The organism is Brevibacterium marinum, assembly GCF_011927955.1.
In the GTDB taxonomy this organism is placed as follows: domain Bacteria; phylum Actinomycetota; class Actinomycetes; order Actinomycetales; family Brevibacteriaceae; genus Brevibacterium; species Brevibacterium marinum.
In genome coordinates this window covers 3,817,499-3,836,098 of record NZ_JAATJN010000001.1, presented here as the reverse complement: position 1 = coordinate 3,836,098, position 18,600 = coordinate 3,817,499, and the positions used below count along the sequence as shown (strand labels likewise).

15 protein-coding genes are annotated in these 18,600 nt (G+C 65.8%); 12 read left to right on the top strand and 3 right to left on the bottom strand.

What is annotated here, in order from left to right:
- The first annotated feature begins 119 nt into the window (after positions 1-119).
- The 8 genes from ssd (at position 120) to BKA07_RS17190 (ending at position 5,675) form a co-directional block, all read left to right on the top strand.
- Positions 120-1,127: a septum site-determining protein Ssd gene (gene ssd, locus BKA07_RS17225; RefSeq protein ID WP_167952162.1), complete on the top strand. Its 1,008-nt coding sequence runs from the start codon at positions 120-122 to the stop codon at positions 1,125-1,127.
- Complete coding sequence (locus tag BKA07_RS17220) at positions 1,124-2,293, top strand: TadA family conjugal transfer-associated ATPase (RefSeq protein WP_167952161.1); 1,170 nt, start codon at positions 1,124-1,126, stop codon at positions 2,291-2,293. Before ssd ends, BKA07_RS17220 begins: the two co-directional genes overlap by 4 nt.
- The gene (locus tag BKA07_RS17215) at positions 2,293-2,970 is read left to right on the top strand and encodes a type II secretion system F family protein (protein ID WP_167952160.1); all 678 of its coding nucleotides are present in this window, start codon (positions 2,293-2,295) and stop codon (positions 2,968-2,970) included. The genes BKA07_RS17220 and BKA07_RS17215 overlap by 1 nt, the downstream gene beginning before the upstream one ends.
- Positions 2,967-3,539, top strand: coding sequence for a type II secretion system F family protein (locus BKA07_RS17210; protein WP_167952159.1), 573 nt, complete (start codon positions 2,967-2,969; stop codon positions 3,537-3,539). The genes BKA07_RS17215 and BKA07_RS17210 overlap by 4 nt, the downstream gene beginning before the upstream one ends.
- Before the next feature lie 172 nt (positions 3,540-3,711).
- The gene (locus BKA07_RS17205) at positions 3,712-4,314 is read left to right on the top strand and encodes a GNAT family N-acetyltransferase (RefSeq protein ID WP_167952158.1); all 603 of its coding nucleotides are present in this window, start codon (positions 3,712-3,714) and stop codon (positions 4,312-4,314) included.
- A gap of 185 nt (positions 4,315-4,499) precedes the next feature.
- On the top strand, positions 4,500-4,904 hold the full coding sequence (locus BKA07_RS17200) for a DUF4244 domain-containing protein (protein ID WP_245161997.1): 405 nt from the start codon (positions 4,500-4,502) through the stop codon (positions 4,902-4,904).
- Between the two features lies 1 nt (position 4,905).
- Positions 4,906-5,361 carry a TadE family protein gene (locus BKA07_RS17195; RefSeq protein ID WP_245161996.1) on the top strand — a complete coding sequence of 152 codons (456 nt, stop codon included), beginning with the start codon at positions 4,906-4,908 and terminating at the stop codon, positions 5,359-5,361.
- On the top strand, positions 5,358-5,675 hold the full coding sequence (locus BKA07_RS17190; protein ID WP_167952157.1) for an Rv3654c family TadE-like protein: 318 nt from the start codon (positions 5,358-5,360) through the stop codon (positions 5,673-5,675). The genes BKA07_RS17195 and BKA07_RS17190 overlap by 4 nt, the downstream gene beginning before the upstream one ends.
- A 32-nt stretch (positions 5,676-5,707) precedes the next feature.
- Here BKA07_RS17190 and BKA07_RS17185 read toward each other — a convergent pair whose 3' ends face one another.
- Positions 5,708-7,984: a DEAD/DEAH box helicase gene (locus BKA07_RS17185; protein ID WP_167952156.1), complete on the bottom strand. Its 2,277-nt coding sequence runs from the start codon at positions 7,982-7,984 to the stop codon at positions 5,708-5,710.
- A gap of 76 nt (positions 7,985-8,060) precedes the next feature.
- Here BKA07_RS17185 and BKA07_RS17180 point away from each other — a divergent pair, with 76 nt between their 5' ends.
- Positions 8,061-9,884, top strand: a complete 1,824-nt coding sequence (locus BKA07_RS17180) for a methyltransferase (RefSeq protein WP_342449112.1) — start codon at positions 8,061-8,063, stop codon at positions 9,882-9,884.
- A gap of 135 nt (positions 9,885-10,019) precedes the next feature.
- Positions 10,020-12,944 (top strand): type I DNA topoisomerase, encoded by a 2,925-nt coding sequence (gene topA / locus BKA07_RS17175; protein ID WP_167952155.1) that lies wholly within the window; start codon positions 10,020-10,022, stop codon positions 12,942-12,944.
- A 165-nt stretch (positions 12,945-13,109) separates the two neighbouring features.
- Here topA and BKA07_RS17170 read toward each other — a convergent pair whose 3' ends face one another.
- Positions 13,110-13,619 (bottom strand): GNAT family N-acetyltransferase, encoded by a 510-nt coding sequence (locus BKA07_RS17170; protein WP_167952154.1) that lies wholly within the window; start codon positions 13,617-13,619, stop codon positions 13,110-13,112.
- A 77-nt stretch (positions 13,620-13,696) separates the two neighbouring features.
- Complete coding sequence (locus tag BKA07_RS17165) at positions 13,697-14,431, bottom strand: lipoate--protein ligase family protein (protein WP_245161995.1); 735 nt, start codon at positions 14,429-14,431, stop codon at positions 13,697-13,699.
- Positions 14,432-14,546: 115 nt separating this feature from the next.
- On the opposite strand from BKA07_RS17165, the gene tmk reads away from it, so the two are divergent.
- Together tmk and BKA07_RS17155 are read left to right on the top strand one after the other, a co-directional pair.
- Positions 14,547-17,441, top strand: a complete 2,895-nt coding sequence (gene tmk / locus BKA07_RS17160; RefSeq protein WP_209044016.1) for a dTMP kinase — start codon at positions 14,547-14,549, stop codon at positions 17,439-17,441.
- Positions 17,442-18,599: a DNA polymerase III subunit delta' gene (locus BKA07_RS17155; protein ID WP_167952153.1), complete on the top strand. Its 1,158-nt coding sequence runs from the start codon at positions 17,442-17,444 to the stop codon at positions 18,597-18,599.
- The last annotated feature ends 1 nt before the right edge of the window (position 18,600 follow it).

Below are 18,600 nucleotides of genomic sequence, written 5' to 3'. Positions count from 1 at the left end.
CGACCGAGAAGGGGCGGCTTCTGTGACTTGAGTGCACAGGAGCCGCCCCTTCCGCAGTCTGTCCACAGGCTGCTCGAGGGTGTTGCCCTCGACGAGGGGCGCAGGTCCACGCTGACACCATGCAGGTAGCACTCATCACCGATCTCGGCTCCATCACCGAAGAATGCGCCCGGGTGGCCGAAAGCATCGGTCTCAGCCTCAAGGTCCTGCCCCCGGAATCGGGCGGCTGGCAGAACGCCTCACTCATCCTCCTCGGCGAAGACGTCCGAGAAGCTCCCGCCACGGACCATGCGGACCGCATCCTCGTCGTCCTCGACGGGGATGAACCGCGCTCGGCGTGGAAACGCGCGGCCCACCTCGGCGTCGAACAGCTGGCTGTCCTCCCTTCGGCAGCCGAATGGCTGAGCGGACGCATGATCGCAGCCGTCGAACCGCCCGTGGCCCCCGGGGTCACCGTCGGAGTCGTGGCCGGGTGCGGTGGGGCGGGCGCCTCGGTGCTCTCCTGCGCGCTCGCCCGACGGGCCGGGCCGGATGTCAGCGCCGTCCTCGTCGATGCCGATCCGCTGGGCGGCGGACTCGACCTGGTGCTCGGTGCAGAACAGGTCCCCGGTCCGCGCTGGACCGACCTCAGCGCCTCACGCGGCCAACTTCGCCCCTCGACCCTGAGCCAAGCGCTGCCCCGCCACGAGGGCCTGGCGATCCTCTCCTGGGGCCGGGACGACGTCCTCGACCTCGAACCGGACGTCTTCGACGATTTCCTCGCCGCCGCCGGGCAGGCATTCGATCTCGTCATCGTCGACCTGCCCCGCCATGCCCCACCACAGTGGACCCGGCGCTGTCATCACGTTCTCCTCGTCTCACCGGCACGTGTGCGCTCCGCCGTCGCAGCGTCCCAAGTCGCCAAGCGACTCTCCCAGTCCCATCCCGACGTCCGTCTCGTCGTCCGCGACACCGGTGCCGGAGGCCTCGACGCCGAACTCCTCGCCGACTCCATCGGCCTCGATCTGGCCGGCAGCATCCGCGACGACCGCGGGCTGTCCGCAGCAGTCGACCGCGGCGAGGGCATCCCCGGCGGGGCACGACTGGGCAAACTCGTGGACGGGCTGTTGGGGGAGTGGGTGACATGAGCGAATGGCTCGACGCCTCGCTCGTCGCGGAGGTCCGCAAGACCCTGCTGGACAATCCGGGGCCGGTGACCACCGCTGCCGTCGCCGAGGCGGTCCAACGCACCGGGCGGGTGCTGGGTTCCAGCGCCCTCCTCGAGCTCGTGACCCGACTGTCCGCACAGCTGTCCGGTGCCGGTCCGCTCCAGTCCGTGCTCGAGGTCGTCGATACCACCGACGTCTTCGTCAACGGTCCCCGAGAGATCTTCGCCGACACCGGTTCGGGACCGGCGTTGCTCGACCTGTCTCTGGGTTCCGAAGACGAAGTGCGATCATTGGCCGTGCGTCTGGCTGCCCTGGGCGGGCGCCGCCTCGACGACTCGAGCCCGTTCGTCGACGTCCGACTGCCAGACGGGGTGCGCATGAATGCGATCGTTCCGCCCATCTCCGGGGAGAACACGACGATCTCCTTTCGCGTGCCCAGGCGCGCCGGCTTCACATTCGCCCAGCTGCGCGCCGACGGCTTCATCCCTGACGACGTGCACGAGCTCCTCGCCGAGGCGGTGAGATCCCGGGCCAATATGCTCATCTCCGGAGGCACAGGCACCGGTAAGACGGTCCTCCTCGGCGCCCTGTTGGGTCTGGTCGACGCCGACCACCGCATCGTCATCGTCGAGGACTCACGTGAACTCATCGTCGGCCACTCCCACGTGGTCCAGCTCGCCGCGCGCCAGGCCAACGTCGAAGGCGGTGGTGAAGTGACGCTGACCGACCTCGTCCGCAACGCCCTGCGGATGCGACCCGACCGCCTCGTCGTCGGGGAGTGCCGGGGTGCCGAAGTCAGGGACATGCTCACGGCACTGAACACGGGCCACGAAGGCGGCAGCGCCACCATCCACGCGAACACCGCCGAAGCGGTGCCCAGCCGGCTGGAGGCGCTGGGCGCCCTGGCGAGCATGAGTCCCCAGGCGGTGTTCTCCCAGTTCTCGACCGCCATCGATCTCGTCATCCACCTGCGTCGGGTGGGTGCGGACAGAGGCGTGACGGAACTGGCCATCCCCACACGGGAAAGCGGCAGCGGGGTGACGATGGAACCCGTCTGGGGTCGGCCGTCGCCCCTGTCACAGGGCACGTTCAACCGGCGTGCGCTGGCGCGGTTCGAAGCCGTGCTCGAACAGAAGGCCGACTGATGCTCACCGCCATCGCCGTGCTCATGGCCCTGAGCATCATCCTCAGCGCGCCCCTGAGCCCCGCGACTCGCCTGCAGGAGCTGTTACGGCCCCGTCCGCATGACGACGAACCGCGCCGAGGTGGCCGTCGGATCAGGGAGGACTCGGAACAGGAGAAGCTGTGGGCCATCTCCGCGGTGGAGAACTGTGCCCACCTGCTCAGAGTCGGAATGACCCCGCAAGCCGTGATGTCGACGCTGAGCAGCCAGAACGCCCTCCTGATTCCGATCTCCCGGGCGATCTCCCTGGGTGAAGAACCCGGACGGGCCATCGCGACCAGGGGTGTCGGACTGCCGTCGGCCGCCGCCGAGGTGTTCGCGGGCATGTCAGCCGTCTGGACAGTGTCCGAACGGTCCGGTGCGCCCGCCGCCGATATGATTCTGAGGTACGCGAGGGCCCAACGCAGCGCCGTCGACGCCGATCGGGAGAGGCAGATTGCGATGGCGGGGCCCCGAGCGACCGTCAGGGTGCTCAGCTGGCTGCCGCTCATCGGAGTCGGTCTCGGGCTGCTCATCGGAGTCCACCCCGTCGAATTGCTCTCCGGCCTCCCGGGGCGATCGAGCATCGGCGCGGGACTCGGCCTCTACCTCGTCGGCCGCTGGTGGATGAGACGGATGATGGTTCGGGCCCAGCTATGACTGCTCTCTTCGTGGGAGTCCTCATCGCCGGTGGGGTGCTGCTGTGGTCGGGGCGCTCCGACGGGCGACTGCGGAGACTGCTGAATGGCCGGACCGTGCCTGATCTCGTCGAATCGCCCCGGTCCGATTCCGGGAACCAGCCTCTGGTCACCGACGATCTGCTGGCCTTCGACCTCGACCTCGTGGCCATCTGCCTCACATCCGGCCTGCCCATCCCGGTCGCGCTGACGATGACCGCCGAAGCGACAGGGGACCGATCCCGACTCGGACGCATCGCCCGGTCGATGACGATCGGAGGCCAAGAACCGTCCGAGGATGACCGCCTCCTGCCCGTTCTCGAAGTCTTCGAGTTCGCCGAGCACACCGGTGTGGGACCCGCCCCGCTCATCGAATCCGTCGCCGAGGAGCTGCGCGCCTCCTCGCGAAGGCGCCGGCAGGAAGCGGCCGCAGCTCTGGGCGTCAGGCTCGTCGTGCCGCTCGGAGTCTGCATCCTTCCGGCATTTCTGCTGCTGTCGGTCGTGCCCGTGGTCATCTCTCTGCTGTCCGACCTGACAACGGTCTTCTTCTGACTGGCGCTGCGTGCACACCTCGGATCGCGCATTGTGCATACTTCGGTTGCGGCGCGTGCACACTTCGGATCGCACCTTGTGCATACTGCGGTTGCGGCGCGTGCACACGGCTTCGGCCGCAGTTCCCGAGGAGCACGACCAAGTGCTCAGGTGATATTGGTAAAGTCGAGGAATGGCACCGGTTACGCCCTTCAATCAACTGTCCAACGTCGAACAAGCCGAAGAATACGCCGACAACCTCTTCACCGGGCGATACGTCAGACTTCGTCCGCTGCAGGAGGCTGACCTGCCCTACCTGGAGCAATGGTGGTTCGACCCGTCGATCGTGGTTCTGCAGAATCACACGGTCCTCCCGCGACCCGAGGGCGGAGTGTCCGAACAGTTCTCACTCTGGAGCGCGAACAAGGACACCGAATCCGTGGGCTTCAGCATCGAGCTGCTCGAAACGGACGAGTTCGTCGGCCATGTGACTCTCTACGGCCGGAACTCGGTCAACCAATCCGCCACGTTGGCCATCGTCCTCGGCCCGGAATTCCACGGTCGCGGCTACGGCTCCGACGCTGTGCGCCTGGCAATCAAGTACGGCTTCCTGCAGCTGGGACTCAACCGCATCGAACTGCGGACATGGGCATTCAACACACGGGGCATCGCCTCATACACGAAAGCCGGATTCATCGAAGAGGGGCGCCGACGTGAGGCGGTCTTCTTCAACGGTCGACGTCACGATGAGGTCATCATGGCCATCCTCAAGGAGGACTGGGCCGGCCGCGGCTGAGCCCCACTCTCCTCACTCGTGTGCCGAATCCTGTGGATTCCCGCCCCACTCGAGTGCGTCCGGGCTGTGGACGGTGAAGCCGTTTCCACAGCCCGATTCTTCAGCCTGGACCAGAGCTTCCATCTCATCCGACACTGAAATTCCGTTCGCAGACAGCGAATGAGAGCTTCAACGAGGAGGAGACTATGAGCACAGACACAATGCCGAAAGGCTGCGAGGGTCCGGCCTACCCGCAATGGGGCGCCGCGCAGCGTATCGACATCGAGAAAGTCGATTACTCGGGCATCGCCGAGTACGCCGAAGGTCCCAGCGACGCCCCTGGCCAAGACGCCATCGGTGATGGAGACATCGCCGCACACGGCGGCACCGGCGACGGTCGGGCCAGGGGCGGAGTCGGCACAGAGCCGTGGCACGAGGACGGAACCCCTGAGCAATGGGGACCCGACACCGGGGCGACGACCGCCGAATATGCGATCACCACGCTCGCAGCCTGCGGGTTCGCAGCCCTGTTGGTCGTCATTCTGAAGTCGGAACCGATCAAGGAACTCGTCACGGGAGTCATCGAGACCGCTCTGGGGCTCGGAGCCTGACATGAGGACAGGGTGCTCCTGTGAGCTTCGAGGACGAGAGCGGCACCCGGATGCGGGAACGGCCACCGCCGAGTTCGCCGTCGTCATGCCCGCCATCGTGCTTCTCCTCATCGTGCTCACAGGGGCGGCCGCTGTCGGCTTCTCCCAGCTGAGGGCCTTCGATGCGGCCAGATCGGCCGCTCGCGAGATCGCCCGCGGGGAACCGCAGGCCGCGGTGGTCACCGAAGCGAAGAAGCACGCCGGGGACGCATCCGAGGTCCTGGTCCGCTCCGAGGGCGGATATTCGACGGTGACCGTCTCGATCGAACTCCCTGCGGCGATCATCGTCCTCGACGAGGTCGAGGCGGCCGCGACGGCCCGGAAGGAGGGTGATCGGTCAACGGCCGGTCGGGCGCAGGGTGATCGGTCCACGGCGGTCCGGGCCCAGGGCGGCTATGACTCGGACACGCCGCCATGACGAACATCGTCGTCGGACTGTGCTCGATGATCTTGGTCTTCGTCACCGCCATCGGTGCACTCAGCCAAGCCTTCGCAGCTCACAGCACAGCGCAGAGCGCCGCCGACCTCGCGGTGCTTGCGGCAGCAGATGCGGTTCGCGGACTCGCCACCGGCGAACCCTGCGACATTGCGAAGCAGGTAGCGAAACGCAACGGCGCGGTCGTCAGCGACTGCCGCGCCTCGAACTCGGAGCAGAGCGCGTACGTTCGAGTCGAAGTCGAGATCCCAGGACCGCTGCCGAAGGTGGAGGAGGAGGCCGTGGCGGGGAGATAGAACGGAAGGCGGTCAGCTCCCGAGGGAGGCCGTCAGCCCAGCACAGTCCGCAGCAGGCGCAGGGCCGCATCCTTCTCCAGCGGCTCATTGCCGTTCCCGCACTTCGGGGACTGCACGCATGAAGGACAGCCGTCGACGCATTCGCACGCGGCAATCGCATCACGTGTCGCCGCCAACCACTCTTCGATGACGTCATAACCGCGTTCGGCGAAGCCGGCACCACCGGCGAGACCGTCATAGACGAAGACCGTGGCCATCCCGGTGTCCGCGTGTCCGGCGGTGGAGACCCCGCCGATGTCCCAACGATCGCAGCCGGCGAACAGAGGCAGGAGGCCGATCGAAGCATGCTCTGCAGCGTGGACCGCGCCGGGCAGATCGGCAGGGACGATCTCGGCCTCGTCCAGCAGCGTCTGTGGAATCGTCCACCACACGGCCTTCGTCTCCAGGGTGCGCTCGGGCAGGTCGAGCTCGTGTTCGGCGATGATCGCCCCACCGCGCTTGGCCCGCATCCGGTACGCGACGACATGGTCCTTGACGTCGACGGTGCCGCTGTGCACCGACACGCCTGAAGGCAGAGCCCGCTGCCGGTCGGTGCCGACGATGTCGATCTCGGTCTGGGATCTGGCCTGCGTCGTGTAGTCGACCTCGGCACGCTCGACGAGCGCCACATGGTCCTCGAGGTCAAGTTCGAGGACGGTGAATTCGGCACCCTGATGCGTATACACCGCACCCGGATGGGCACCGGTGAACGCCCCGGATTCGTCGACGGTGCCCAGCAGTGCCCCCGTGCCGGCTTCGACGAGACGGAACTGTCCGCCCCCACTGCCACGGATATCGGACATGTCCGCAGCCGGTTCGTCTTTCGCCCAGAACCACCCGGTCGGACGTGCCCGCAGAAGTTTGCGCTCGACCAGGTCGTCGAGCACCTCGGCGGAAGTGTCGGGGAAGTGCACGAGATCCGATTCCTTCAGGGGCACCTCGGCGGCCGCGGCACACAGGTGTCCGCCCAGAACATGCGGATTGCCCGGATGGATGACCCCTGCGTCGACCGGGGCATCGAAGATGACCTCGGGGTGATGGACGACATAGGTGTCGAGCGGGTCGTCACGGGCGATGAACACGGCCATCCACCGCTGTCCGGCACGTCCGGCACGCCCGGCCTGCTGCCACAGCGACGCCAGGGTCCCGGGCCAGCCCGAGATGATGACGAGGTCGAGGCCCGAGATGTCGATTCCCAGTTCGAGGGCATTCGTCGAAGCCACCGTCAGCAGACGCCCCGATCGCAGCGCGGACTCGAGGAGTCTGCGCTCCTCGGCGAGATAGCCGCCGCGATAGGCCGCGACCTTGTCCTTGAGGGAGTCGTCGACCTGGCCGACCTGGTCGCGGACGGTCGACGCCAGAGCCTCGGTGCCCCGGCGTGAGGCGATGAACGCGATCGAACGGTATCCAGCGCACATTGCGTCGGTGAGGACATCGGCTGCTTCGATCAGACCGCTGCGGCGCTCGCCGCCGGGGGAGACCGGCGGCTCCCAGAGAGCGAAGCTGCCCGAGGCGCGAGGGGAGGAGTCCTCGCTCACCGCGTGCACCTGGCGCCCGGTGAGTTTGGAGAACGCCTCATCCGGATTCGCCATCGTCGCCGATGCTCCGATGACCACAGGGTGGGCCCCGTAATGTGCGGCGATGCGCAGCAGACGCCGCAGGATCAGGGCGACGTGGGAGCCGAAGACTCCGCGGTAGCGGTGGGCCTCGTCGATGACGATGAAGCGCAGCGACTTGAACAGCCGAGAGAAACGCTCGTGCTGCGGCAGAATCCCGCGATGGAGCATGTCCGGATTGGTGAACACGACGTTCGCGTGCCGCCGGGCCCAGTCCTTCGACGCCTGAGAGGTGTCACCGTCGTAGGTCGCCGGCCGAAGGCCCTGGACGATCAGCTTCTCCAGGTTCGTCATCTGATCCGCGGCCAGGGCCTTGGTCGGGGCAATGTAGAACGCCGAGGCGGTGCGCAGTCGAGCGCGGGTGCTCTGAATGGATTCGAGGACCGGCAACCAGAATCCCAAGGACTTCCCGGACGCGGTAGGTGTGGCGATGACGACGTCGGATCCGTCGCGGGCAGACTGTGCAGCTTCGAGCTGGTGATCCCACAGCTGATCGACGCCGATGGCGTGACAGGCGTGTTTGAGTTCCTCGTCGATCCACTCCGGCCAGGCCGACTCATGTTCGAACCGCTGTGGAACGTCGCGCACGTGGACGATCCGTTCATCCCTGGCACCGAATCCGGTGACGATGTCGAGAAGAGCAGAAGAGGCCATGGCCCCAATTATGGCGCAGTCAGGGCCCACGGGCACAGTGTCGGAGTTCACCGACCACAGTCGTTAGGATTCATCTGTGATCGAACAAGACTTGAGCCTCGTGGCAGCCACACTCTATCGGGCCGGGTACACCGAGCCCCGACTCCGACAGTTCTGGGGCGCGGACATCGCGGGCGCCCTCGTCCGCAACAATGCCGCCCCGGCGATCCACTTCTGCCAGAAGGTGCTCGAATACGCCGAGACGCCGACCAGTGAAGTGAGGCAGCACAGGCGGGAAGCGAAGCAGCACAAGTGGGAAGTGCAACAGCACGAGGAGAGCGAGCAGCCGGTTTCGTTCGACCAGCACCTGGCGGCCCTGGCCATGCTCTTCCACTTCCACCGTGAGGTCGGGACTGAAACGGTTCGAGCGGCGCTGGGCGAGAAGGCCTTCGACACTGCTGTGGGCAGCGGGTTGATCGTGACCGACAACCATGACGCAACCAGCAACGAAGACGATACCGTCAACGGTGACGGAATGCGGGACGCCGAGGCGCGGGCTCCCTCACGCGTGTCGGCCCCGTTCGCGGTCACCCCCTACGATCTGCCGGTCGGAATCCCGCGCGGGTTCCGACCTGGAGACGAGAACCTCTACCTCGTCAGCGACCACGGCACGCTGACCAACCCGAACGTCCTCGACGGCGACTTCGTGCTCGGCCTGGGCGGGGCAGGACGCACCCTCGTGTCCCTGACTCCTCGCGACCGTGTCGGCATCTCGGCCGACATCGGAACGGGATGCGGCATCCAAGCGATGCTCCTGGCCCGACACAGCGACCGCGTCATCGCCACCGACATCTCTGAGCGCGCCCTGCACCTGACCGGGCTCAGTGCTCGCCTCAACGGGGCGACCAACATCGAGCTGCGGGCAGGATCGATGCTCGAACCTCTCACAGAGCCGGTCGACCTGCTCGTCTCCAATCCGCCCTTCGTCATCACCCCACGCACCACCGTGACGACCTTCGACTACCGGGACGCCGGGATGACCGGCGACCGTGTGGTCCGATCCCTGTTCACCGCCCTCCCGGGCCACCTCCGACCGGGCGGTCGCTCGGTGTGCCTCGGGAACTGGGAGACCACCTCGGCGGTGGATGCGGGACCGGAGACCTGGGTCACCGATGAGGAGACCTCGGTGCTCGTCATCGAACGCGAAGCCCTCGATCCGGTCGCCTACGCCGAGACCTGGATCCGTGACGGAGGCATCCCGCGAGCCGGTGACGACTGGAACGCCGCGACCGCAGCCTGGATGGACGACTTCGCCTCCCGTGACGTCACCGAGGTCGTGTTCGGATACGTCATCATGGAGAAATCGGGCAGCGGGGTCGAGCCGGCTGCAGGCAACGATGCCCCAACGATTGCTGACACCGCTGCTGCCGGGCACCCCGGGACCGACGAGCACCCCGGGACTGCCGAGCTTCCCGGGCAGCGGTCCCGAGCCTTCAAGACCAGGGTCAGGACGACCTCGGCGATCGCGAACAATCCTCACGGACTCGCGCAGTTCGTCACGACGACCTTCGCGCTGAGGTCGTGGCTTGCCTCCGCCTCGGCCGAGGAGATCGCGAACACCGTCTTCACCCGTTCCCCGGACCTCGTCGAACACCGCCACCACGTGCCCGGAGAATCCGATCCCAGCTCGATCACCCTCGAACAGGGCATCGGATTCGGACAGGCCTTCGACCTCGACACCGCCCTGGCCGGGTTCGTGTCGGTGGCGGATGGGAGCCTGAGCATGAGGCAGACGGCGGTGGCTCTGGCACAGCTGCTCGACGTCAATCCGACGGCGCTCGAAGACCAGCTCATCGCTCAGGTGAGACAGCTCGTCGCCGCCGGTGCGCTGCTGCCCGTGAACGGCGAGAAGCAGGAATAACGGTAGTATCGAAAACCGTTGTCGGCAGAGTTCGCTGGATCAACCCGATGCAGGTCGAGCACGATCAACAGTGTTACATTGGGCCGGATCGTCCGTTTATTCGATCGACCGGCGCCGTGAGAGGAATGTGAAAACGTGACCACAACCGAGAAGCAACCCCGCCGTCTCGTCATCGTCGAGTCTCCGACGAAGGCGCGAACGATCGTCGGGTACCTCGGAGAGGGTTACGATATCGAGGCGTCGGTCGGCCATATCCGCGACCTTCCCACACCGTCCGAGCTCCCGGCCGATATGAAGAAGGGACCGTACGGGAAGTTCGCCGTCGACGTCGACAACGGATTCGATCCCTACTACCGAGTCGACCCGGGCAAGAAGAAGAAGGTCACCGAACTCAAACGCCTCCTCAAAGACGCCGACGAACTCTATCTCGCAACGGATGAGGACCGGGAAGGCGAGGCCATCGCCTGGCACCTTCTCGAGGTCCTCAAACCGAAGATCCCCGTCAAACGCATGGTCTTCCACGAGATCACGCCCGAAGCCATCAATCGGGCATTGGAGAACACCCGCGAGATCGACGAGGCTCTCGTCGATGCGCAGGAGACCCGTCGCATCCTCGACCGCCTCTACGGCTATGAGATCTCGCCCGTCCTGTGGCGCAAGATCCGCGCCGGCCTCTCCGCCGGCCGTGTCCAGTCGGTGACGACCCGCCTCGTCGTCGAACGTGAACGCGAACGTATGGCCTTCGTTCCCGCCGACTACTGGGACCTCGACGTCGACCTGGGGCTGCCGGACGGAACCAATCCCTTCGCCGCGAACCTCACGACCCTCGACGGGTCCCGCGTGGCCTCGGGCCGTGACTTCAACGACAGGGGCGAGCTGAAGAACTCCTCGGCCGCCGTCGTCGACCAAGCCAAGGCCGAAGCGTTGGCCACAGAGCTCAACGGTGCCGCGAAGGACTCACTGACGGTCACGGCCGTCGAATCGAAGCCCTACTCACGCCGACCGGCCGCACCATTCACCACCTCGACCCTGCAGCAGGAAGCCGGTCGCAAGCTGCGTATGAGCTCGCGTCAGGCCATGCGCACCGCCCAGTCGCTGTACGAGCACGGCTATATCACCTATATGCGTACCGACTCCTCGGCACTGTCGGACCAGGCGACCTCCGCAGCCAGGAAGCAGGTCACCGAACTCTACGGCCCCGAATTCGTACCGCAGTCGCCTCGCACCTACTCGGGCAAGCAGAAGTCGGCACAGGAGGCACACGAAGCCATCCGTCCCTCCGGCGACTCGTTCCGCACGCCGGCGCAGGTCGCGAAATCGCTCAGCGGTGACGAGTTCCGCCTCTACGATCTCATCTGGAAGCGCACCGTCGCCAGCCAGATGGCCGACGCCAAGGGCAAGACCGCGACGATCAAGGTCCGCGCCGACCTCGCCGACGGCCACGACGCCGGATTCAGCGCCAGCGGCACCGTCATCACCTTCCGCGGATTCCTCGCTGCCTATGAAGAGGGCACCGACGCCGGACGCTATGACACGAAATCCGGTGAATCACGCCTTCCCCAGGTCGATGAAGGCCAGGCACTGTCCGTGGTCAAAGCCGAAGCCGACGGCCACACGACCGCTCCGCCACCGCGTTACACGGAGGCGAGTCTGGTCAAGCAGCTCGAAGAGCTCGGCATCGGCCGCCCCTCGACCTACACAGCGACGATCTCCGTCATCCAGGACCGCGGTTACGTGACCACCCGCGGCAACGCGCTTGTGCCCAGCTGGTTGGCGTTCTCTGTCGTGCGCCTCCTCGAAGAGCACTTCACCAGTCTGATCGACTACGCGTTCACCGCCGACCTCGAGACCGAACTCGATCGCATCGCTGTGGGCGAGGTGGACGGCGACTCCTGGCTGGCTCGCTTCTACTTCGGCGACACGACACAGGATCGTGAAGGGCTCCGGGAGGTCGTCGATGACCTCGGCGACATCGATGCGCGCGAGGTCAACACCGTGCGTATCAGCGAAGGCGTGAATCTGCGCGTGGGTCGCTACGGTCCATATCTCGAAGTCCCGCCCACAGAAGAAGGCGGGAATCCGAAGCGCGTCTCCGTGCCCGATGATCTGGCTCCCGACGAACTGACCGCGGCCAGAGCCGCCGAACTCATCGAGTCGCAGGGCCAGGACGACCGTGAGCTCGGCGTCGACCCCGAGACCGGGCACACGATCGTAGCCAAGAACGGGCGCTTCGGGCCCTACGTCTCCGAAGTGCTGCCCGAGCCGGAGGAGAAGCCCAAGCGCGGCGTGAAGAAGCCGAAGCCCCGCACCGGCTCCCTGTTCAAGTCCATGGACTTGGACTCAATCGACCTCGAGACGGCGCTGACCCTGCTCAGCCTCCCGCGGGTGGTCGGACAGGACGAAGAAGGCACCGACATCACCGCGCAGAACGGGCGCTACGGGCCGTACCTGAAGAAGGGCACGGACTCTCGGTCGCTGACGGACGAGGAACAGATCTTCAACATCACCTTGGACGAGGCGCTGAAGATCTACGCTGAGCCGAAACAGCGGGGCGGCCGCAAAGCCGCAGCACCGCTGAAGGAGCTCGGCGAGGACCCCGAGTCGAAGAAACCGGTCGTCGTCAAGGACGGTCGCTTCGGACCGTACGTCACCGACGGCGAGTACAATGCGACCCTGCGCAAGGACGATGCCGTCGAGTCGATGACTCTCGACCGGGCCGCAACGCTGCTGGCCGAGAAGCGTGCGAAGGGCCCGGCCAAGAAGAAGGCTCCTGCTAAGAAGTCGACAGCTAAGAAGGCCCCCGCCAAGAAGTCGACGGCAGCGAAGACGAGCACGGCGAAAACGGCCACGAAGTCGACGACGGACAAGTCGACGGCAGCCAAGTCGTCGGCGGCTAAGAAAGCTCCGGCCAAGACCGCTGCCAAGTCGACGGCCACAACGAAGTCGACCACCAAGTCGACGACCGCCGCAAAGAAGACAACGGCGGCAGCTAAGTCGACGACACCTAAGTCGACGACCGCCGCAAAGAAGACCACGACGGCCAAGCCGAAGACTCCCTGACCAGAGCACTTCGGCCGACCGCTGACACCGGTCGCCCGACCTCGGGGCGTCCTTAGCTGGACGTTCTGGGCTGACTTTCCGCGCTGGGATCGGCCCAAAACGTCCACCTAAGCCGTTCAGGGCCGCTGAAATGAGGGGTGTTGAGGTGAGGGGCGTTGGGTCTCGCTAGGCGCCTTCACCTGAGGCGTTTGCGGATGACTGATTCGCGAACACGTCCAGCGCCCCACCGTCGAGGCGGAAGGTCTCCCACTCGCTTTGGTCCTCTGCGCCGAGTGAGCGGTAGAAGCCTATCGAGGGCTCGTTCCATTTGAGGACACACCACTCGAGCCGGGTCAGGCCGCGCTTCTGACAGATCTGGGCCAAGCGACCCAGAAGCGCCTTGCCGGCTCCGTTGCCTCGCTGAGCAGGGTCGACGAACAGGTCCTCCAGCCAGATTCCGTTCTTCCCCGTCCAGGTGGAGAACGTATAGAACCAGATGGCGATGCCGATGATCCGCCCATCCGCTTCCGCGACGAGTCCGTAGGTGTTCGGATGCCCGTCCTCGGGAAACATCACCGCTGCGAAGTCGTCTTCGGTGGCCTCGACCGCGTCGGGTTCCTTTTCGTAGACGGCCAGGGCATGGACCAGTCGGAGGATGTCGGGCAGATCACTTCTCGTCGCTTCGCGCACATTCATGAGGGCATGGTCTCCAATCGCATCGGTGTTACACGGGCAGGGGTGTCACGAGGCATCGGTGCCACGGCGCGAGGACGTCACAGCACATGCGCACCGGTTTTGTCCGACAGGGCAGCGAGCTCGTCTTCGGTGGGTCCACCGGGCGAGTGCGGATCGGCGTGGTCATAATAGGAGGCGAACGCCTCGGCGACGGTGTCGGTCGTGATCTCGGGGTGGATCTCGCTGATCGATCCGCCCGTGGACGGATCCCATTCGATGCCCAGCGCGGCCTCGACATCGGTGAGGACGGAGCGGATGGGATGGGGATCCTCGACGACCACGGACGAGGAGAACAGCCAGGCACCGGAGACCACGCGCTGGGCGGTGCCGATCGCCTTGATCCGACCTGCCACATTCACGCTGTGCTCACCGGGACAGTACTCGCCGGGAATCTCGCCGAGGTGGGCGTCGATTCCGATGCCCCGCAGCACCTCGACATAGTCCTGACCGAACCCGGTGAACCTGGCGGTCGTGTCCTTGATGAACGCGTCGCTGGGTTCGATGTGGTCGATGACCAACGATCCCCGGTGGTAGGCCGCGGCACGACCGCCGAGGCTGCGCAGTGCGGGCGTGAATCCGTGGTCCCGGGCCGCTTCGATGGCTTCGGGGAATCCGGGAAGGAAGCGATCCCTGGCGCCGAACGCCACCGTCGGTCGGGGACGGTACATCCGCAGCGTCGCCCCGCGTCGGCCGTGCTTGACCGAGTCGAGGAGGACTCGAGCGAAGGCGAGTTCAGCGGTCGGAGGCAGCCCCGTGGTCGCGACGGCTGACATGGCCGTATTCGTTGTGTGCACGCAATCAAGAGTAGAGGATCGGACATCGGTGAGAAGAGATCCGGTCGGTTCCAAGAGATATGTCAGTCGCGGCAGATATTGTAGGGCTGTGAGTATGTTGACGACTACAGGACATCGACTTCCCGGAGCCCCTGGCCGGTTGGTCGCCGAGACCGCCGCCTGGGGTGCACTGATCGTGCTCGTGGCGATCAGCTATGTCGTGGCCGGCACCAACGGATTGGTCTCCACGATCAGCGGTCGGGCCTTCACCACCATCGCCGATGGCATCGAGGCGGGAGGCTTCGACAATCAGCTGGGGAGCCTGTCTCTGCTGATCGTCTTCGTCCTCGCCGGCGCCGGCCTGTTCATTCCGCAGAAGGTCTTTGCGACCAGGGGCCCGGCCGTGCGCAAGCTCGCACTGAGCATCGCCGCCGTCGTCGAGGCAGGACTGCTCATCGTCCTCAGCCTCGCCCCGAGCGCCTGGCTGACCTGGCTCACCGCACTGTTCCTCGGGGCCGTCGTCGGCCTGCTCATGAGCATCAATCCCTTCACGAATGAGAAACCGTGGCGTCGGGTCGGGATTCCCGCAGCGGTGCTCGTCTTCGTCTCCTTCTCCTTTCAGATCGTCGGCGGAACTGCCGCCGGGACACAGGCATTGGGGTGGATGAGCCTTCTGGTGGGCATCATCATGGCCGTCGGCGCCGTGATCATCTTTCTCACCCCGGAACGTGCGCTGCACGCCGAATCGGCAACGACGGGCGCATTCCCGTCGAGCAAGGCGCGCGTGGCCAGACCCGCCGCGGACATCGAAAAGCCGTGGGTCTGCATCGCGCTCTTCGCGGTCCTGGGCACCACGGTCATCCTCGCTCAGCCGACAGCTGTCGAGCACAGCTTCGGCCAAGCCGGCTTCGCCCTCATCATCGCCTGTGCGCTCGTGGGCTGGGCCATCGGATTCGAAATGGGCCCCACCTTCGCCCCCGGAATGTCCCGACCGCGCGTGTCCGCCTTCGCCCTGACCGTGTCCGGTGTGCTGCTGTTGGCCACCGGAGCCATCAGCGAGCTCTCCGGCAAGGTCGTCCTGTCCGCCGTCATCGCCTTCCTCGTCGGAATCGGCGTGCGCTCACAGCCCTATGATTTCTCCCGAAGGATCGGAGCCGTCGGCGGCGCTGTGGTGGCGCTCATCCTCAACGCCATCGACTTCGGCATCACTGTCCCGGTCGGTTCGGTGACGGAATGGCTGCTGGCCCCCAGCGACGTCGCGTTCGGAATCATGGGGCTGACCGCAGTGATCGCCGGAATCATCGGCCTCTTCATCTTCGACCCACATGGTTTGCAGGGACTGTCGGTCGACATCGTGCACGGATTCCGTCCGCCCAGCGCCCCCGAGGACGGAGCGAACGGCGGCCTCGGCAATCCAGCGGAACGCCTCGGCGCCGGATTCTTCATCGCCGTCGAAGGCGGCGACGGTTCGGGCAAGAGCACGCAGATCAAACGGATCTCACAGATCCTCGCCGACGAAGGACACAATGTCGAAGCGACCCGTGAACCGGGAGGCACCGAACTGGGACGCAAGATCCGTTCTGTGCTCTTCGACTCCGATCCGCCGAGTCCTCGCACAGAGGCGCTGCTCTTCGCCGCCGACCGCGCCCACCATGTGGCCTCTCTCGTGGATCCGAGCCTCGACGGCGGACACATCGTCATCACCGACAGGTACATCGATTCGACCGTCGCCTACCAGGCAGCGGGCCGCAACTTCGATCCCAAGACGATTCTGGCGCTGAGCAAATGGGCGACCCAGGGACTGGTCCCGCACCTGACGATCGTTCTCGACATCGATCCCGAGACCGCGGCGGCGCGGATGGGCAAGCGCGACGAGAACAACTATCTCGACGAGGAAGACCAGCAGTTCCACCAGCGGGTCCGTCAGACCTATCTGTCCCGGGCGCACAAGGAGCCAGATCGTTATGTCGTCCTCGACGCCTCGGTGAGCGAAGACGACCTGACCGCCGAGATCCTCACCGCGGTCCGCACCCGGTTGCCGCAGCACCTCGGAAGTGCATCCGTTGCCGGTGCAGGGCCGACAGTCGCCGAGGTGGCCGGAAGTCATCCGTCCGAGGCCACCGGTGAAGATTCGGCCGAAGCAACCGGGGAGACCGAGTCGTCGGAGCGACTGGACCTGGGGGAGGAGAGAGCCGAGGCGAAAGCCGTGCCGGACGCGGGAGAGGCCGCAGAGGACGACTTCACCCCCGAGCCCGGAGTCCGATTCGTACCGGTCTCCGGCGACCGACTCATCCCGGAATCTGCCGACCGTCGAGAGTCCGAAGAACGCAACGACGGAGTCGAAACGGAGCGGGTCGACCTCGGCGCCGACCTGCGCCACAGCGATGAACGAGACCAGGGCCGACACAGCCCATCGGAAGAGCAGGCGGTGCAGATCGCCGGGGACGACGCGGAGGACACGTACGAACCCGCACCTGACGACGAAACGGCCTTGGGCGACGACTCTGCCTCTGCCTCTGGCGACGAAGCCGCCACGACTGTGCTCTCGTCATCCGAAAGCGACCCGGGGAACGAGTCCGAGTCCGACCGCGGGAACGAATTCGAGTCCGACCGCGAGTCCGAGCCTGAGCCCGGTAATGAGTCCGACGCGGATGAGGCCACCACTGTGCTGCCGTCCCACGGATTGACACCCAGCGCTCCCGTGTCGGAAGACGACGGCGATGAGGACTCGGTTTCGACGGATGAGATCGAGACGCATCCTTCGGAGGAAGCGGAGACTCGCGTCGTCAAACAGGTCGACAGCCGCAGCGAGGCCGATCCTCATGCTGAGGACGAGAACCATGCGGAGGACGAAGACGCGGCGACGACGGTTCTGCCCGTGCGAAATGCTCGGCAGATGAGTCGCGAACGGCTCCAGGCCCAGGCCGAGATCGAACGTCAGGCCCGCGAACGACTGCGCAAGCAGCGAGAACGCAACCATCAGCGCTTCAACAACCCGGAGGGTCACTGAGTGAGCGTCTTCAATGAACTCGTCGGCCAGGACGACGTCGTCACACAGCTGAGGCATGCCCTGTATTCACCGGGTGCGATGACCCACGCGTGGCTGTTCACAGGGCCTCCGGGGTCCGGCCGGTCCAATGCGGCACGTGCCTTCGCCGCCGCTCTGATCTCCGGCGGTGAGGAACCTGACGACGGCACCGCCCGCGTGCTCAAGGGCCATCACGAATCGCTGACGATCATGTCGACGCAGAAATCGGTGATCGCCATCGACGAGGTGCGGGAACTGGTGACGAAGGCACAGTCAGCACCGGTGAACTCACCGTGGCGCGTCGTCATCATCGAAGACGCGGACCGGATGAGTGAACGCACTGCCAACGTCCTCCTCAAGGCCATCGAGGAGCCGCCACCTGCCACGGTGTGGCTGCTGTGCGCGCCGAGCCCCATCGACGTGCTCACCACGATCCGTTCCCGGTGCCGCCCGGTGCGCCTACGCATCCCTTCCAGAGACGCAGTGGCGCAGCTCCTCATCGAACGTGATCACGTCGACGAGGACAGGGCGCAGTGGGCGGCCGCCGTGGCACAGAACCACATCGGTCGCGCGAAGTACATGGCGCTTAACGAATCCGCAGGAGAAGAACGCAGGCAGATCCTGGCGATACCGGGCAAACTGACCTCTGTGGGGGCGACGATCCGCCTGGCGGGTCGGATCGTCGACGAAGCCGCAGAAACGGCGAAGGCCCGCGTCGAGGAGCGCAACTCCACGGAGCGGGCCGACCTCATGGCGACCCTGGGCATCGAATCGGAGAAATCCATCCCGCCCTCGGCCAGGGCCCAGATCCGGAAGCTCGAAGAGGAGCAGAAGAGACGCTCGGTGCGGGCCCGCAACGACGAACTCGACCGGATCTTCCTCGAACTCATGAGCCTCTACCGCGATATCCTTATGTACCAGCTGGGCATCCGCGAAGGGTGGATCAACGCGGGGGAAGGCGACCTCATCGCCCAGCAGGCGAACAGGGACGGACCCGATACGACGCTGCTGCGCATCGACGCCATCGGTCAGGCGAGAACTCGTCTGCAGACGAACATGTCGCCCGTGCTCATCGTCGAATCGGCGTTCGTGTTGCTGTCGAACCCCTGGCTGCTCGAGGACCGCACCGGGGCTCTGTGAG